Source organism: Vibrio sp. 2130-1 (assembly GCF_033339515.1).
This window is the reverse complement of record NZ_JAWOUT010000031.1, coordinates 1-18,073: the sequence shown is the minus strand read 5'-3', so window position 1 is coordinate 18,073 and position 18,073 is coordinate 1. Positions and strand designations below refer to the sequence as shown.

Annotated in this window: 15 protein-coding genes and 1 pseudogene; 8 read left to right on the top strand and 8 right to left on the bottom strand. The window is 40.9% G+C overall.

Annotation, left to right across the window (positions count from 1 at the left end; translation table 11 throughout):
• Positions 1 to 231 precede the first annotated feature (231 nt).
• Positions 232 to 1,845, bottom strand: a complete 1,614-nt coding sequence (locus tag R7Q09_RS23535) for a VRR-NUC domain-containing protein (protein WP_203345391.1) — start codon at positions 1,843 to 1,845, stop codon at positions 232 to 234.
• Positions 1,846 to 1,912: 67 nt separating this feature from the next.
• Positions 1,913 to 3,145: an OFA family MFS transporter gene (locus tag R7Q09_RS23530; RefSeq protein WP_005388232.1), complete on the bottom strand. Its 1,233-nt coding sequence runs from the start codon at positions 3,143 to 3,145 to the stop codon at positions 1,913 to 1,915.
• A 575-nt stretch (positions 3,146 to 3,720) separates the two neighbouring features.
• On the opposite strand from R7Q09_RS23530, the gene R7Q09_RS23525 reads away from it, so the two are divergent.
• The gene (locus R7Q09_RS23525; protein ID WP_005376535.1) at positions 3,721 to 4,077 is read left to right on the top strand and encodes a hypothetical protein; all 357 of its coding nucleotides are present in this window, start codon (positions 3,721 to 3,723) and stop codon (positions 4,075 to 4,077) included.
• A 102-nt stretch (positions 4,078 to 4,179) separates the two neighbouring features.
• Here R7Q09_RS23525 and dcuC read toward each other — a convergent pair whose 3' ends face one another.
• Positions 4,180 to 5,547: an anaerobic C4-dicarboxylate transporter DcuC gene (dcuC, locus tag R7Q09_RS23520; protein WP_203345392.1), complete on the bottom strand. Its 1,368-nt coding sequence runs from the start codon at positions 5,545 to 5,547 to the stop codon at positions 4,180 to 4,182.
• Positions 5,548 to 5,906: 359 nt separating this feature from the next.
• Positions 5,907 to 7,031 (bottom strand): acyl-CoA desaturase, encoded by a 1,125-nt coding sequence (locus tag R7Q09_RS23515; RefSeq protein WP_017821552.1) that lies wholly within the window; start codon positions 7,029 to 7,031, stop codon positions 5,907 to 5,909.
• Between the two features lie 271 nt (positions 7,032 to 7,302).
• Between R7Q09_RS23515 and R7Q09_RS23510 the strand changes: the two genes are divergently transcribed.
• Positions 7,303 to 7,851, top strand: coding sequence for a GNAT family N-acetyltransferase (locus R7Q09_RS23510; RefSeq protein WP_005376525.1), 549 nt, complete (start codon positions 7,303 to 7,305; stop codon positions 7,849 to 7,851).
• Between the two features lie 89 nt (positions 7,852 to 7,940).
• Here R7Q09_RS23510 and R7Q09_RS23505 read toward each other — a convergent pair whose 3' ends face one another.
• Entirely contained in the window at positions 7,941 to 8,558 is a 618-nt protein-coding gene (locus R7Q09_RS23505) for an HAD family phosphatase (protein ID WP_318071281.1), read from the bottom strand.
• A 363-nt stretch (positions 8,559 to 8,921) separates the two neighbouring features.
• Between R7Q09_RS23505 and R7Q09_RS23500 the strand changes: the two genes are divergently transcribed.
• Positions 8,922 to 10,967 carry a response regulator gene (locus tag R7Q09_RS23500; RefSeq protein ID WP_033906489.1) on the top strand — a complete coding sequence of 682 codons (2,046 nt, stop codon included), beginning with the start codon at positions 8,922 to 8,924 and terminating at the stop codon, positions 10,965 to 10,967.
• Between the two features lie 103 nt (positions 10,968 to 11,070).
• Here R7Q09_RS23500 and cqsA read toward each other — a convergent pair whose 3' ends face one another.
• The 3 genes and pseudogenes from cqsA to R7Q09_RS23485 all read right to left on the bottom strand — a co-directional run.
• The gene (gene cqsA / locus R7Q09_RS23495; RefSeq protein WP_017635350.1) at positions 11,071 to 12,252 is read right to left on the bottom strand and encodes an alpha-hydroxyketone-type quorum-sensing autoinducer synthase; all 1,182 of its coding nucleotides are present in this window, start codon (positions 12,250 to 12,252) and stop codon (positions 11,071 to 11,073) included.
• A 337-nt stretch (positions 12,253 to 12,589) separates the two neighbouring features.
• Positions 12,590 to 13,534, bottom strand: coding sequence for a ribosome biogenesis GTPase YlqF (ylqF, locus tag R7Q09_RS23490; protein WP_318071282.1), 945 nt, complete (start codon positions 13,532 to 13,534; stop codon positions 12,590 to 12,592).
• Between the two features lie 285 nt (positions 13,535 to 13,819).
• Positions 13,820 to 13,991: pseudogene (locus tag R7Q09_RS23485) on the bottom strand (IS3 family transposase); the annotation flags it as partial.
• A gap of 587 nt (positions 13,992 to 14,578) precedes the next feature.
• Here R7Q09_RS23485 and R7Q09_RS28840 point away from each other — a divergent pair.
• The 5 genes from R7Q09_RS28840 to R7Q09_RS23465 all read left to right on the top strand — a co-directional run bounded on the left by R7Q09_RS28840 (position 14,579) and on the right by R7Q09_RS23465 (position 17,800).
• A complete protein-coding gene (locus tag R7Q09_RS28840; protein WP_082244890.1) occupies positions 14,579 to 14,707 on the top strand; it encodes a transposase in 129 nt (42 codons plus the stop codon).
• A 496-nt stretch (positions 14,708 to 15,203) separates the two neighbouring features.
• Positions 15,204 to 16,256 (top strand): alpha/beta hydrolase, encoded by a 1,053-nt coding sequence (locus tag R7Q09_RS23480; protein ID WP_276455533.1) that lies wholly within the window; start codon positions 15,204 to 15,206, stop codon positions 16,254 to 16,256.
• Positions 16,257 to 16,766: 510 nt separating this feature from the next.
• Entirely contained in the window at positions 16,767 to 17,165 is a 399-nt protein-coding gene (locus tag R7Q09_RS23475) for a tail fiber domain-containing protein (RefSeq protein WP_042762866.1), read from the top strand.
• A gap of 202 nt (positions 17,166 to 17,367) precedes the next feature.
• Positions 17,368 to 17,583: a hypothetical protein gene (locus tag R7Q09_RS23470; RefSeq protein WP_042762865.1), complete on the top strand. Its 216-nt coding sequence runs from the start codon at positions 17,368 to 17,370 to the stop codon at positions 17,581 to 17,583.
• Entirely contained in the window at positions 17,561 to 17,800 is a 240-nt protein-coding gene (locus R7Q09_RS23465; RefSeq protein WP_273977979.1) for a helix-turn-helix domain-containing protein, read from the top strand. Before R7Q09_RS23470 ends, R7Q09_RS23465 begins: the two co-directional genes overlap by 23 nt.
• The last annotated feature ends 273 nt before the right edge of the window (positions 17,801 to 18,073 follow it).

The following is an 18,073-nucleotide window of genomic DNA, read 5'->3' as shown; positions in this document are numbered from 1 at the left end:
CGCTGGACTAAACAAAGGCCCCCTTTTAGGGGGCTCACACAAAGCCACCTTCTTTAGAAGGTGGTAATTTACTTTTGCCTCTTCAAATCAACTTAATGAGTAGAAGCGCATTGTGTGTGATGAAGCGTGAAGTGATCGTGAAGAAACGAAAATATTTCAGAAAAAGAGCAAGGTGCGGTAAAGAAGAAATTGTTTTAATGAACATGCGCCAAGCTCTTTATATAAAGAGAGTTAACTTGCGGCGACGTAACACACCGCAAATGGCACATTAAGGCGGGTAAACTCTTTAATCCAACGCCATTGGTTGTCTTGGAGTTTATCGCCTGGCCCTTTTACTTCAATCCATTCGAACTCGTTTCCTTTAAAAGCAATCAGATCAGGCATCCCATTGCGGTAAAGCTTTAGGTCACTCAATTGTATTTTAAATAGCGCCATCAACATGTTAGTTGGGATTGTATCGAGTGCTGTTTCGAGTAGTTCTTTACTTATTAAGCTCCAATGCACAAATGGATTGCTGATACCAAACTTCTCATCGTACTTTGTCAATAACGTATGAGTGTTACCCGTTTCCAATTCGTCAAACGCCGCATCTATCAAAGCTTGGCGCTTGGTAACAAAATCAGAATGGTACAAATCCAGAGGACGATGTTGATAGGCATTGATGAATGCGCCTTCGATGGGAGCGAAAATCGCATCCCAAAAAGTGAGACCAAGTAATGCATTAAGCAGTGCATTTTCGGTGTAAAATACTGTCCAGCCTAAGGACTCAAAATACGCTTTGCTGGCGAGTTCGACTCTCTGTTGAGATAAATCCAGTTCAAGGCGGTATTCCGTACAGGTTGGCTTCGTCACTCTTGGCACTTTCTCGCCTTGTTGTCGCTTTAACCGTTGCTCAAGTTTTTGTGCAACTTCGAGCTCAGACACATCGATCGGTGAGTTAAGCATATCTGTGACAATGTCACAAAATAAATCATCATGGTTTAATTTGTCATAGATACGTGCGCGTCGTTCTCGGCTCGGTGTGAGTTGAGTTTGCCCAAATAGAGATAGGGCGGTCTCTAGATCATTAAGCCGTTCGTAATCACGTGCTATGTCATTCAACATGTGCTCGCGTTTACGATCTACGTAACGGTGTTTAACGGGCTGAGGCATTGCCTCAATTAATAAGTCGAGATTGGCTTTGTCTTTTCGGTCAAATTGCCAGTACAGGTTGGCCAACTGGCTCAGTTCAATTAAACGGTCTATTTGCTCACGTGAATCAAAGAAACGGCGCACTTTACTCAATTGATATTGCTCGAACTGATGCAAACCTAAGTCATCAAGCACAAACTGACTTAAGTCTTGATGGGTGTTGGCAAAAAACAGAGTGAGCAACACGTCGATCATATGAGCTGAATTGAGTTTGACGATCGTAAACTCAAGCTTCTCTGTACGATCAAATTCCGCATTACTCAAACGTTCGACAAGGGCGTCTTTCTTGAGTGATTTCGGCAGTTCGGGATAAAGCGTGGAGATTTCTGGCTTGGTCAGTAAATTAGCCGCTAACTCTTGATGAGAAAGGGGTGGGGAAAGGGCTACAAACTCATGCTGACTCAATTCTGCCAGTGCTTCATTGATAGAAGGTATTTCTTGATAACTCAGCTTATCACTTCGAAACCAACATCCCTTTCGGCTGTATAAACGCACCAAAAGGCACTGGGCGTGTTTGCTCAAAGAATCAAACGAGCAAAGCCATGCGTGTTCTTCCTTGGTCAGTAAATCGCTGTACCAAGTTATTGCGTGATGAGTCAGCTTGAAGAAGTTCTCTAGATAGTAGTCTGGTGCAAGTTCGATAGGGCTTTCCATAAACGACCGATAACAAAAAAGGCTTAACCCATAGGTTAAGCCTTTTCGCTATCAAATCAATTCGCAATTATGCGTTTTTTAGCTGTGCTACTTTCGCTTCAGACAATGGCTTAGTGATGAACGCTAGTACGATACATACTGCCATCATTGCTGAAGAAATTGTGTAAGCCAAGGTGTAGCCGTCGCCATTTGTCATCGAGAAACCAACAACCGCTGCGCCGATTGCACCACCGATACCCCATGCTGTGTAAAGCACGCCGTAGTTAGTGCCGTAGTTTTTCAGACCGTAGAACTCAGCCGTTAGAGTAGGGAATACCGCTAGAAGTGTGCCGTAACCTACCGCTGCGATTGCTGTACCGATGATCAGTGTAAACTCAGAGTCGAACGTCGCGAACAGCACCATGTTTACGCCTTGTAGAACGAACGCGAGTAGAAGCGTACGAACACCGCCGATTTTATCTGCAAGCATACCCGCGGCAACACGACCGCCAGAGTTAAATACAGCAAGAATAGACGCTAGGTAAACCGCGTTTGGCAAGTTTGCTTGAACGCTTGCGATTGTCGTGATGTTACCAATGATCATTAGACCAACAGAAGCTGCAAACGCGTACATGATCCATAGAGAGTAGAACTGTGGCGTTTTCAACATTGCTTTCCAAGTTAAGTCATCTGACTTTTTCACCGCTTTAGGTGCTTGGCCTTCTTTTACTTTAGGCTCCGCAGGTGTGTAGTCTGCTGGTGGGTTGTTGATGGTTGCTGCAAGAGGAACTGCAATCGCTAGGATACCAACACCAAGAACCATAAAGCTAGTTTGAATGCCCATGCTGTCTATTAGCGCAGAAGTTACTGGCGCAAGGTAAATAGCCGCTAGACCAAAACCTGCCGCAATAATGCCGTTAACCATACCTTTCTTCGAAGCGTGGAACCACTTCATCGCAGAAGGTGATAGGCATGCGTAACCAAAACCGATACCTGCACCTGTGATCACGCCGAATGTAATGTTCAGCATGAGTGGAGAGTTCACAAAGCCAGAAGCGATCATGCCCAGACCTGTAAGAACAGTACCTAGGATAAGGATCATTCGAGGGCCCATGCGGTCTTGAAGAATACCTGCAATAAGAAGACAGATAGAGAAAGTGATGGTTGCAGTTGCGTAAGGTGCAGAAGCTTCTGCAGCACTCCAGCCTGATTCAGTTACCAGTGCCTTGTTGAATACACTCCAAGCATACAGGATGCCAAGACAAAGGTTGATACAGAACCCTGCTAACAGGATGCGCATAGCTTTATCAATCTTGCTCATTTTTATTCTCAGTTTTTCCTCTTATTGGCAATGCCGCAAAGAAGGTTGGTTTAAAGATGTTTTTCTCAAAATTAGTTTGCGTTTTTCAACGTTTAACGCAATGAGCGCGGATTATAACCAATAAATATGTGATTGGAATCTCTTTTTACGGTTACTGATAAAATAATTTGCAACATTAAAAGTGGATGTGAATTCATGGTTTTGTATGTAGTAAGAACGTTGTAAAAAAGTGATATTTTTTGTTCGCTAATAACGAATGATGAGTCAAGACAGAGAGGTTTTACGCTGTTGAGTGCACAGTTCACATTTCAAATAAAAAATTTCAAAATGTTTCCATGTTAACCATCTGTAACAAAAATGGCGAATTTATCATCTGACGGTCGTAAGTATCAGATGCAAAGGGTTTCTTAATTTTTAATTGTTAACCTTTTGTAATAATTGAAGCTGATTAGCTTTTGTGTTCATTAAGTGAGCAAAAAAGTAACTTGTAATTGCTGATTTTAGGCGCAAAATATAGTGAAAAATGAGTTTTCATTTATGAAGGGATGCTTTTTAGATTTGTTGTGAGGTGACTTATGAAACTGTTCCTATTACTCATGGCTTCGGTATCCGCTGGTATCGCATCAGCAGACCACATCCATTCATTTATGTTGGGCTTATCCATTGCTTCTTTAGCGGTAGGGAGCTGTTATTTCTTCGCATTTCGCAGCTCGCGCTTTCCACAGCTTGCTTTATTCCTACTCATTTGCGGTATGCTTTCTAAGTTGACGATAACCGTAGTCGGTGTGATGTGGGGAATGTCCGCGGAATTAATCACGTCTCCAATCGTATTCGCACTTTCATATTTATTCTTTTCGCTTGCCGTTACCTACTTATGGTTTAGCTACAGAGAGAGCATCACTAAGATTCCTGACCGATTTAAGTCAGCGTAAATCATCACATTAGAATAAAAAAACGCCAGCACATTTGCTGGCGTTTTTAATTAAACGTAATTTTGTTCGGATATTGCTTTTAGTTTGATCGTGGCAATACCGTTAGGCACTCATTGGAACAAGCACCATAGTACCAATAATCACCGTGATAAGGCCTGCTAGAACTGGAACGGATGTGCGTTTTACAACCTCAAACGGGCTGATGTTTGCCATACCTGATGTCGCAACGATTACGCCAGATACTGGTGAGATAGTACGGCCTAGGTTTGATGCTTGAAGCATCGGGATAATTAGGAACGCAGGGTTTAATCCCATTTTAGCAGCTAAAGATGGTGCTAACTCCACGAACGCATAGAAAGGCGCGTTGCCCGAACCCGTTGCAATTGCTGCTGCAACTGTCAATGCAGTTAGAATAAGCATTAAAGCAACGCCGCCTGCACCAGCATTGTCTGCGAGATGAAGTAGGTTATCGATAGCGCCGATAGACATCAGACCTTGTGCAAAAACCCCTGCGGCAACCAAAAGCATCACAACGCCTTTAAACGCGTCAGCCATGCCCGCGTAACAAGAATCTAAATCTTCTAGTGATTTCTTACCATCGAACTTATTTACAACATAATGGATCAGAGATCCAAGGAAAATCGAACCAACCACAATAGTGTAGATGTCTAGACTAAGTCCTGGAATGGTACGACCGTTGAATAGGAAAACGCCGATGATAGGTAGAAATGGAAGAGCTGCATAAAACGCTGGTGCGTCAGCTTTGATCTCTGATACATCAATTTTTTCCATTGGCGTATTTTCTTTCTTATCTAAGTATTTGTTCCAGAAGAACGCTGCCGCTGCCATGACGATGATTGCGCAAATAGAAACAGGCAACACAGTTTGTACCGCAAACACATCAAGCTCTAAACCAGACTTTTCTGCTGCGATAACAACATCACCAGAAGTAGGAGAAAGGATGATTGCCGCTGGAGAGGCACACACTGCAACGGCTGCTGGACGAGAAATGCCCATCGCGACCATCATTGGGAATAGTGTCGCCATTAATAGTACGCCAAGGCCTGTTGCAGAACTTACCGCAAGAGACATTAAACACGCCACAATGTAAGCCGCTACCAAAAGGACGTAAGGAGACTTGATGACAGAAAGCGGTTTAGAGAACTGTTTCACTACCACGTTGTTCGCGCCGATATGAGTCATGTATGACGCAAAACCACAAAGCAGCATGATTTGCATACCAAGACCGCCACCGCGGTATTGAAGCATGTATTTCACGTATTCCAGCGCATCTGTCACCATGTTACCAGTTGAGGTGATTTTTGACGGCAGCACGTCGTGCCCCAAAACGCCAGTCATAAGAAGTAAAGCAATGCCAGCTGTCAGTAACACGCCCGCAGCTTTATAGCCTTTGACAATAAAGTAACCCACCGCAATGGTAACCACTAAGCCAATTAAGAGCTCTAACATAGGGATCTCCGAATGTTATGTAAAAAAGAAAGAAACTGTTTCAGTTTATGACAAGGAATTTACAGAATTCTTAGCTGTGGCACGAGACAAATATGGGGCTTGCATGATCTGAGACAAATAATAATTTAATAAATAATTTCGTTAGATTGTATTGTTGGAATTTGGTTTTCTAAGTGTTATGTGCTGGTTTGAAGCTATTTATAGGAAGGAAAATATGACTAGGAAAGTGAATGAATAAAGAGTGAATTGATTCACAATAGGAAAAAGACTTTACTCAGTAAGCAATTATTGGAAAACACTCTTCACAACAAAAAAGCTTCGCCGAAGCGAAGCTAAGTAATCGTAAGAATGAGGATAAACTATGCGTATCGACGAACCATAAGGTTCCAACTACGCTGCTGCCGTTCGAACTCTGCTTTAATTTGCTGATACTTCATTTTTGTTACAGAACATTCGTATTTCTTTACCACACTGGCAGTTTTGGCACCGAGTACTTCTTTGCGCATCTCGTAGTATTCCTGCATGTGATGAACTAGAGTATCAAACTCGTGCTGTAGCTGATCGAGGATTGTTTGCGTGTTCGGTTTCGATTCTAGCTTTTCTCTTGCTTTCTTCAAAAGTTGACTCGCACGGGCTTTTTCAATTCTAAATGTAGGCGTTGTGCGCAACTTAGATGTGAGTCCTAGCCAAGAACATGACTTTATCAACCACTTCGTTGGGTCGTAATGCCACCAATACACGCCATTGCGATAGTCATTCTCGAAAATATGATGGAAATTATGGTAACCCTCTCCAAATGTGAAAAAGGCGAGTACACCATTATCGCGAGCAGTGTTTTTGTCTGTGAAAGTTTGCTTACCCCAAATATGTGCGAGGGAGTTAATGAAAAAAGTCGTATGGTGACTCATAAAGAGTCGAGCCGCACCAACGACCAATAACATCCCCCAGATATCACCGTAGATCAGTCCGAGCATGACTGGGAAACCAATATTAGTCAGTAGGGCAAGTGGAACATAATACTTATGCTGCCACATGACGATTTTGTCGCGCTTTAGATCACGGCAGTTTGTATATTCGTTTTCCTTTGATTTATTGTAATCACGTAACATCCACCCAATGTGAGAATACCAAAACCCCCGCTTGGCTGAGTACGGATCTTTATCGTTATTGTCGACATGTTTGTGATGCACACGATGATCAGAAGACCAATGTAATGCACTATTTTGCAAAGAAAATGCTCCTCCAATCGCAAAAATGGCGCGCAAAATAGGATGAGCTTCGTATGTTTTGTGGCTCCAGAGACGATGATAGCCTGCTGTAATAGAAAGGTTAGTAAAACTAAATGCAATCACTCCCCAAATTAGATGTTCCCAACCCAGTCCAAAATGATATGCATACCAAGGCATTACAATAAAAGTTAGAACAAAACTGGCAGAAAATATTAATGTATTCAACCAGATAACAGGTGGTTTGTTTTGAGTCACAGGTGTATCCCTAACTTTGAGCTAACAACTGTTCGCCAGAATATCAGCGTACACATGTAAGTCAAATTAAAGTTAGACAAATGTGATGATTCCTTTGGGTGTAGATTAAGGAACTTGATGGGATATTTTGCTTTTAATTGAATAATGAGTAGTATTAAAAAATGAGCTCTGGCTTAAGGTGTATAAAATCTGCCAAGAAACAAGTGTTATAAAGGTGGAATATACCGAGACTCTATAAAGAAGCAAAAATGTAAGAAAATAGGAATACGTAATGGATTTACGATTAGCGGAATATAAGGACTACGAGCGCATTGCGCATCTTCATGCGGATAGCTGGAAGCGTCATTACCGTGGCATTCTTAGTGATAACTATCTTGAGAAAGAAGCGATTGACGACAAACTACTGATTTGGCAAACCCGTTTGACCAACCCACCATTCAATCAGCACATTGTCTTGGCGGAGGAGGGAGGTTTGCTACTTGGCTTTGTTTGTGTGTTCGGCAACCATGATTTCGAGCGTGGAACCTTTATTGACGCATTGCATGTCGATGACAGTTACCGTGGTCGTGGGATTGGTAAGCAGCTATTACTTGCTGTCGCAGAATGGCAACAGCAGTACTTTAAAGACACAGGTCTTTATTTAGAAGTTGTGTCGCAAAACATTTCTGCGATTGAATTCTATCGCCACATTGGTGGACAAGAGGATCAAGAGCGAACTTGGCGCGCACCTGATGGCAAAGAGGTGTTAGAAAAAGTATTCCGTTGGAAGAACGCCCAGTCATTAGTTAGTGGGATTGAGGAAAACGTGATTTACTCCTAACCTAGCGTTCTAAAACATTAGATAAGAGCAGTCTCAACACTGCTCTTTTTTGTTTATGCACCCTAACGTTATGTTTTATTACAAGCTTTCTAGAAGTTAACCCCCATGGCTTTTAGTTCGAGCTCACATTGCTGAGCATTTTCAAACTGAATAGCAGCCATTCCAACTGCTCGGGCACCTTCAACATTGTAAGGCATGTCATCAATAAATACTGTCTCTTCGGGGTTAAGCTGATACTTTGAAAGTAGAGTTTGGTAGATCTCCGCTTGTGGTTTTAGTAATTGAACTTCAGAAGAGATGATTGCTCCATCAAACAGTGGCCAAAACTCATAGGTAGTACGAAGATGTTCCACAATTTCGTTGATGTTGTCTGTGAGCGCATATACGCCATATCCGGCACTTTTTACTCGTTTTAACAGCTCTATACTGCCGTAAAGTAGTATTTGAGTGTGTTTTACATAATAAAAGAAGCGGTCCATTTCTTCCGCCGTTACTTGGTGTTCACGTTGATAACGCTGTTTTGCTTCCCTTTCGGAGATCGTCCCTTTATTTAAATCTTTCCAGATTTGTGATGAAAATAGTATCTGAGCCATTTTCTCTGACTCTACGGAACCACCAAATGTTAAGCGAACGATTTCTACTGGAGACCAGCGTACCAATACATTACCTACATCAAAAATGACATTTTTTATCCGGAAAGAATTCATGACACACCCCAAGCCAATTGTTTGTCACCGCGGTATATGCGGTGAGTGCTGTTTTTAAATCGTTGGAAAGCCGTGCCAAAGGCGCGACTTAAGTTTCTGGAACAAAATGAGATTAACATCCAATTGGATACAGAGCGATTATCGCAAAATTACACTAAACTATATGCAACTTTGTTTATTTGGTTGTAAATCAAGTGCAGCTGTCTTAAAAGATTGAAACTAAAGATAAGTATTGCGAGCTGTTTACGTCATTTCGCGCTGCTTATAAATGATGATTAATATATAATTAGTTAATAATAAAATGATAAAAGTGAATCAAAATCACATTGTTGTGCGTCAGGCGGAGTAAGCAAAACAGATTATATGGACTCGATACGTAAGGTTTATCAATATGCAGAACCAAACCTAACTCTCGTTGGCTGGATGGGGTTTCTTGGCTTTCCGCTGTACTACTTTGTCTGGGAGTTTGCCTTTCCACAGGCTTATGAAAATTTACCTCTTAGATTGTTTTGCTCGTTATTGTTTTTCGGCATCATTTTTAGAAACCGCTTATCATCGACTTGGAGAGATTATGTTCCTATTTACTACCAAGTGACGATAACGCTGTGCTTACCGTTTTTCTTTTTTTATATGTTACTGATGAATGACTGGTCCAATGTATGGGTTATGTCGTTTATGTCTGCAATTTTCTTACACATTTTACTGGTTCATGTTACTAGGGTCATGTTTGCTCAAACCTTTGCTGGGATAGGTTTAGCAACATTCTTCGCTTGGGTTGCAAAAGGGTTCCATCTTGACTTGACCATGGATTGGACTCATGTGCCAATCTTTCTGTTTATTTATGTCTTCGGTAATTTGTTCTATTTTCGTAACCAAGTTGAACATGAAGCGAAAGTCTCGCTGGCAAAATCATTCGGGGCAGGGATTGCACATGAAATGCGTAACCCGTTGAGTGGGCTTTGCACTTCAATAGATGTTATCCAGTCGATCTTGCCCAACATGAAAGAGGCAGGAAAAGAGCAGTACGTCATGAGTGTAGAGGATGTCACCTTATTACGTGAAGTGAGTCAGGATGCAATGAACATTATCCAATCGGGTAATGAAACCATCGATTTATTGCTAACTTCGATTGATGAAAATCGAGTTTCTCGTTCTAGCTTCAAAAAATATTCAGTTCACTCGGTCGTTGAACAGGCAATTGAAAGCTTCAGTTATAAACGTGCCACTGATCGATTTGCCATATCGCTGGATGCGAGAAGTGAGTTTGAGTTTCTAGGTAGTGATACGTTACTTAAATACGTTATGTATAACCTCTTCAAGAATGCCTTCCATCACCGTAAATCTGAAGATTTTCACATACATGTATCCATGATAAGTTCAGAACGCTTTAATCAAATTGTTGTAACCGATAATGGTGCTGGCATTGCTCCTGATGTTCTACGCAATATCTTTCAAGACTTTTACACCACTGGCAAATCAGGAAGTTATGGTTTGGGCTTACCGTTTTGTAAAAAAGTCATGCGTTCATTTGGGGGGAACATTGAATGTCAATCTCAGTTAGGGGAGTGGTCTCAATTTACGTTAACTTTCCCACTAACGACATCTGATACCGTTACTGAAATAAAAAACGATCTGACTAAACTCAAAACCATTCTAACGGTGACTAGCCAAGATATCTTGGTGTCTAAAGTAACAGATATTAGCCGTTTTATGGGCTTTGACTCGACGATTTTAGATGCCAACCAAGTACTCAAAAAGAAAGAGTACGAGTTCGAATTCGATCTGATTTTTATCGATCTTGAGAGCTTAGATCCAAGAGCAAACCAATTGGATAGATTAGAATCTCTCTTGTCTTTCACTGAAGCACGCATCGTTTATCTTTTTGAGCATCATCCGACTCAGAGAGCACGTAAGGCTGCATATGAACCTATTTGGATCGAAACGCAAGCCTGGTTATTGAATACTAAACCAACTATTGAGCGTCTCTTATATGATTCAAGCTATGTATCGACACCAACGGCCTCGGTGACGTTAGATAATTCAAATAAGCGTACAATTATGGTCGTGGATGATAATGAATCTTTGCGTAAATTCACGGCAATGTTACTTGAAAAGCAAGGCTTTGAAGTGATTCAGAAAGAAGACGGGCAGCAGGCTCTGGATACACTAGAGCAAGAAGATGTTGATCTCATTCTGATGGATATCGAAATGCCAATTATGGATGGTGTAGAAGCGTCTAGGCGAATTCGAAGCTCGGATAAAAACTATGCGTCGGTACCTATTATTGCACATACAGGGGATAGTTCACCTGTCACGTTGGACAAAATTGGGTCTTCGGGTATGTCTGACTTCATCGTAAAACCGGCGGATAAAAATCGCTTGTTCGATAAAATCGCAAACTGGATCTAATCATTCGCGACTTGTTTTCTTGAGGCGAGTTGCTCACAACGAATAACACGAATAAAGAGCTCAGCAAAACTGTTGAGCTCTTTAGTTTTATCTACACACTAACTTACACAAACTCTAAGTCAGGGTGTGCGAATGCTTGTTGGCAGACAGTGAGTACATGATCAACTTCAGCAGCTGTCATGTCTGCATTGACTGAAAAACGGATGATGTTTTTGTTCCTTCCAGTTGCAGGGCGGCAAAACACTGCGCCGTAAACATTTCGCTCTTCGAGAAAGTCGCGGACTCGCTCAGTGTTTCTCTCGTTACCACATTCTAATGCGATAATTTGTGATTCACTGCGAATAGTAAATCCAATGCGTTTTAAACCAACGGCTAAAGACTTGGCTCTTTCAAACAGAATATCTCGCTTATCATCTGATTTTCTTATGACGTCCAGTGTTTTCTCTAGCCGAATGATCTCTTGCGGTAATACGGTAGAACTAAATATTGCAGGGTACGCCACAAATGGAAGCGTCTTCGCCAGTTTTTCTGGGCCTAAAATCGCGCCAGCACGATAAGCAAATGTCTTGGCAAGACTAACGGTAATAAAATCTACCTTATGAGTTAAGCCAAGACCCTGCAGTATCCCCGCACCTTGTGGACCGTGTGTACCTAAAGAGTGTGATTCATCTACAACCAGGCCGCAGTCAAACTCCTGTGCTATTTCGTAGATATCACGTAGAGGAGCGATGGTCCCGATAGTGCTGTAAACCGAATCCACAACAATGATCCCTGAACCGTGACGTGAAATCTGCTTTCTTAGGTGACTGGTGTTGTTATGCATGAACGGATGAATTTGTGCTCCGGCAATACGTGCGCCTTCCCACAAAGACATATGTGCAAAGAAATCAATGTACACAGGTATGTTCGGTGCACAAATAGTCTGCAATAAACCGACATTCGCAGCCCAACCAGATTGAGAAAGTAGACAACTAGGCATACCAACGAAACTGGCTAGTTGCGTTTCAAATACAGGTTTCGATTCATCGTCTTGTAAGAAAATCGCGGACATCACGACGTTGTCATCGTGCTGGGAAATCGCATCACGATGCGCGTTTTGAATCTCCTTATTATGAGACAGTGCAAGGTAATCATTGCTTTGCAGGACAACGGCATTACACGGTGGGCGTTTACCAAGAACAAGGTGTTTTTTGTTCTCATTCGGTTCGATTAGATCTTGAATATAAAAATCTAGGCGTTCCTCGATAAAGGAGGGAAGTGGTTTGCTTTGTATAGTTTCACTCATAATAAATCTCTTCTTCATATGGAAAAACGCCAGCGCTGACACTTATTCATATTGCGGATTTTGGGGAGAGTGTCACTAACCAGGTTGCATAAGTTTGCAGACCCTTGCAAACTCGACATTTGAGGGTTGGATGGTGGCTGTAACTCTATAGGGGCCCGGGGTCTAAACTAGTTTGTGCTTAAAGTTTATACGGCGATTTTGCGGTGTTTTTTCGTGCTTCATATCTGGGATTTTGGATGAGGAATATAAAGTTTGAAAAGTGAAAAAAATGGGCGCATTAGATAACAAAAAAGGCGCGAAAATCGCGCCTTGAAACATGAGTAGATAAGAGACAAGCTTATCGCTTATTACGTAAATAGCGCTTACGACGCTCTTCTTTACGCTTCGCTTTCTCTTCTTCTTTACGGGCGGTTTCAATCTCGACTTCAATCAGCTCTTGAGTGATCATTTCTGGGCGTTCTAATGTAATTTGGCCCAAAGTGCCTTGGCGAAGTTCGTGCAATAAGATCTCTGATACTTTGTGCAAGTCAACACGTCCACCTGCACGTAGTGCACCGCGGCGGCGACCAATTTCTTCCATGATCTCGATATCTGATTCTGGAAGCTCTTCAATTTGATAACGCTCTTTAAGCTTGTCTGCATAATGAGCTGCTAGGTATTCAATGGTATAGAATGCGACTTCGTCATATTCCATCGCTGTATCTTTTACCGCGCCAGTAGCCGCAAGGCGGAAGCCACTGTGTGGATTTTCCACTTTTGGCCATAAAATTCCTGGAGTATCAGATAATACGATGCCATTTTGCAGGTTGATACGTTGTTGACGACGTGTAACCGCGGGTTGGTTACCTGTTACAGCGATTGTTCGACCTGCGAGGGTGTTAATGATCGTCGACTTTCCAACGTTTGGGATGCCCATGATCATGGTGCGAATGTTTTTACCAATTTCTTCTCGGTGTGGGGCAAGTTTGCGGCAAAGCTCCATGATTCGATGCACTTCTTGTGGTTCAGAAGTCGTGATCGCCATTGCTTTTACATGTTGCTCTTGCTCCAAGTGCTCAATCCACAGTTGAGTTAATTCTGGATCGGCCAAATCACGTTTGTTCAAAACTTTAACGACAGGTTTGTCACCACGGATTTGAGAAATCAAAGGGTTTTCACTACTGAAAGGAATACGAGCATCCAGTACTTCGATGATCACATCCACTTGAGGGATTGCTTCTTCGATCTCTTTACGTGCTTTGTGCATGTGGCCAGGAAACCATTGAATTTTATTGTTAACCATATGAAAAATATACCTTTTAGTTTTATGGTTAGGCTGGTGGGGTATCAGGTGGGGTACCAAGTGATTAAATTAGATTTTTGGGGTACCTAAGAGAAAACACAAGCAACCTGAAACCACAACAGCATTGATTTGCTAACTTTAACACTTAAAAAGTAATGGATATATACCAAGTAACGTTCAACCAACTCGATGCAATGAACATAGCTTATAAGGAAGTCTTTCATCTTGACCGCACCGTGAGTAATCTGTCAAAGGTAGGCAGGATATCCATTAAGCGACATTTCGTTATTCAAAGTTAATGAGGCTGAGAGAACCAGGAGCGCAGTGCCTTCTTGCTAGATTGCAATCCACCTAATGTACTCGAAGAACGTTTGATGCATCTCATCTCTGCAGTGCTCGGTTTGTATTGGATTGCTTCAACTTTCATAGAATGGAAGGCGCTCTCAACACACGCGCTGATGTTCTATTTCAAGCTAGTATCGCAAGATCTTTTAGGATGTGTGGGAAACACTATTGATATATAGCGCCTCAAGATAATAGATATCGCCTTAGTTGATCTTTCTTCGTGCTACATAGCCTGTTTGTTATGGGATCACTGCATACACCCTTACCATAGCCACCTTCTAGAGAGTATTGTTCGTACTGCGACTGCCTCCACGATTTAACTTATGATGGGTAGCCTTTCCTGATATAGCGACACTGCACAATGCATCAAGCAACGATTCCTTCTTAGTAGATTGCCAGTCACTACAAGAATTGTTGCTGCTATATTGCTTTTCATATGGCACACCAAGGGGATTTTAAGAACTTCTACCTGAGTATTATTTACGGATGCCACAAGAGCTAGTTTCCAACCCTAGCCAGCTACGAATGCTTCCTCGTATTTATGACTTTGCTGCTAGCCTTTTCCGTTCTTTATCCACTCATTTGAATGGAGAACCTAGTGGCATCGAGTTTATTGATTCAATGAGATTTTAGGTCTGTTACAACTTACGTATCTTGGGATGTAAAGTATATCAAGGGAGTGTTGTGATAGGTTAAAGCATAAAGTGTTGGATTTATGGCTTTAAGCTTCATATCGCAACAAACCACTTTGGTGATGTTGCCTCTAAACTCAATCCTGTGAATACGGACGACAATAGCCCGTATTCACAGTTATTGTATCGTAAGTAAGTTTTGCACTGAAAAGGAGTATATTAGTAAAGTATTCAACGATGATTTAAGGATTATAGAATTACCTTGTTACGACTCACCGCAAAACATGAAACTTCAATTCCATGCTGCTTGGTGTAGTGTTACGAGAAGAGGTTCATTATCGATAGCATCAATGACCAATTTAAGGACATCTAGCAAATTGAGAATTGTCACTATCGAAGCTGACTTGGCGAGAATTCTTAACTTACTTTGTGTCCCCATTGGCTACTTATGAAGACAGAAAGGACATCGCTCAGTATCACTGACGATACCGAAAAATCAGGAGTGGTAGGGAGCGCTATACCATACTAGGTTGATTAGTGAATGATATAGAATCAAAAATAATCTCGATGAATGTTTTTTTAAAGCACCATCTGATAAATATTTCAGAAAAACAAGAATAATCCTATTTGGAACCATGTTCAGTTAAGTAATTCTAGGCCACTCACGGAAAATAGTTTAGAGGTTACTAAACATGGAAAAACTTTTAATCAACCCTATAGTAAAGTGTCTGATACTTTCACCTACAATGCTCCTTACTGCATGTGCAATTGGATCGGAAGTAAGTAAACTGGATGATTACCCTGTGCCAGCGGCTGCAAGTGAAGTTCTTCAGGGGGCAATAAAGCAAGGGTATATTTATCCGAAAGAAATTACGGAAAGTAAGCCCCAAAACGATAAAGAATGGCAAGAGCTTATACAGGCTATTAATGGAGAAGGTATAGAGTTAGAGGATCTCGAAGCTTGGTTTGGAGTCGATGCAGAGGAACAACGAATTGGAGATCTAATTACTTACGTATTATCTCCATCTGGCGCAAAAAATATTCCCGATGAGCGGATCTTCCTATACCTACATGGAGGAGCGTATGTTTTTAATGAAGGGCCGCTAGGAGCTTTTGAAGCAGCGATTATCGCTAGCACATCGAATATAAAGGTTGTTGCACTCGATTACAGAAAACCCCCTCAACATCCTTTTCCCGCAGCCTTAGATGATACTGTGTCGCTTTATAAAGACTTACTTAATAAATACTCAGCCGATAAAATCGTTATCGGAGGAAACTCTGCTGGTGCTGGTTTGAGTATGGCTGCTTTACAGAAGTTCAGGGCGTTAGGTTTACCAATGCCTGGAGCGTTGTACGCAGGCTCTCCTTGGGCTGATTTAAGTAATACAAGTGATACATTACATACGTTAGATGGTATTGATCGCGTATTGAATACTTACGATGGTTGGCTGGAATCTTCTGCTTTGCTTTATGCCGGAGATGCAGAACTAACTGAGCCATATATATCTCCATTGTATGGCAGCATGGATAAATATCCACCAACCTATTTAGTTAGTGGTACTAGAGATTTATTGCTAAGTGATACTTTACGAGTTCACCGTAAATTATTAAAAGAGGAAGTTCCTGTAGACCTTCATATTTTTGAAGGAATGTCTCATGTTGAATTCACTGTTGTTCCAGATTCTCCTGAAGGACAGGAGGTGTATCAGGGGCTGTCTGATTTCCTAGACGAAAATTTAAAATAAATCCTTTCTTACATTTTAACTTTAATTTAGGTGGACCCAAAGAGGTCCACCAACTTCCCACTTATAAAAGATAAGTTGTGGAAAACGAAAGCCAATGAGTGCTCTGAACTTATCTTTTTTAAACGATATATTGAGTTTCTCCGCACACCAATCTTTCTAAACTTGCCATGTCGTAAATATTCTCAAGCGGGGGAGGGGAAGAACGGCTTTCTTTCATTGATAGCTTTGTAGATTTCCTGTGAGACGCAGGCACTATCTAAGGCACTTCTTTGATGGTGCAGCGAGTCACGACCTTTTTATCAAGTGAATCAAAGCCTATATTAACCGATGTTAAAATAAATTTTTAATATATTAGATTAATGCAATAAGTAAGATGATTCTTATTTTTCTTGATTTAATTAATCGTTATAAATTATTCTTAATAGCTTTAAGTCTATTAATAGTTGTCATTGTTTTATTACTGTGGGATATGTTTCATTAATGTTCTTGTTTTAAGGGATAATAGTAAAAATGTTAGTTATAAATAACGCTAAATTTAATGGATTGTTAAAATTATCAATTTTGTCTACTTCTATTTTTTATTCAAGCTTTACTTTATCTGGAATGGGCGGCGTGTGCTGTCCATTTAGCGATAGCGAAATGAAGTATAATGTATCAACCTTACCATATGAAGAAGCGAAACTACTGCTGAACATTGAGAGTAAGAAATATCAGTGGATTGAAGATGATTCAAATGATATAGGCTTTCTAGCACAGGATCTAGAAAGAGTATTTCCAGAAATAATACATGAAAAACAAGGTTATAAAACAGTCGATTATGATAAGCTTTTAGCACCAATGTTGGTGTTAATTCAACATCAACAAAAGCAAATTGAACAGTTAAATGAAAAATTAAACAATTTGAAGTAAAATTTATAACAATGTGGTTTTTAGGGATATTATAGCCAGAAGTATCAGGGCTAAAATATCCTTTTGAATTTTTTACTTACTCTATTGTTATTTTTTGTAATTCAATGTTTCTAACGTTATAACTTATTCTACAAACATCGGGGAACTTTCTTTTTGCGTCCAACTCTTAGTCTATCAACTTTCTATACTTTACGCTTAATCCATGAATTTTGACGGATACTTTGAAAAAATACATCGAAAACTTAATGCAACGAGTTCACTAGAAGCGCTTATCGTTTGGCGAAAAAGAATCAACATTGGCAATGTCGGTTTGCCGTTTAAAACCAAACAAGGGCGTTTAGTTGCTCATTACTACACAACGTATAAAGAAGAAAAAGGTAAGAGGAAAATCAAAAATGACAACCGTAATAACATATGATGAGGTTCTCCAATGTGTTAAACGCGAGATTGAGCTGACTGACATCACGGATGAAATGAAGTTGACACCCGATCTCAGTAATCTAATGCCGGAGGTGAGATTCGCTATTGTTGAAACGCTTTTACTGCATACTCATGGTAATCAAGCGAAGGCGGCACGAATGCTTGGGATTAATCGTGGTACATTAAGCAAAATTTATGAGCAGCGTCTTAGCTGATATACTGGTGTTGTTGAGAAAATAGACATATAACATGAATTGGTATGAATAAAATATGTGATTGAACCTTTGCCTAACCTGTAGTTATCTGAGGAAGTGTCGAAGTAAACTTTTTAAAAAGTCATGTGTCATTTTTCAATCTAGTGCCCAATATCTCTCATTAACTTGTTGATTATAAATTGAAGTGTGATTGGAAAGGGCGGTGTTGATCAAATCAGGTGAAGAGTCGATCTTGCCTACACTCTATCGCCATTAGCTTCGAATAGGCATACC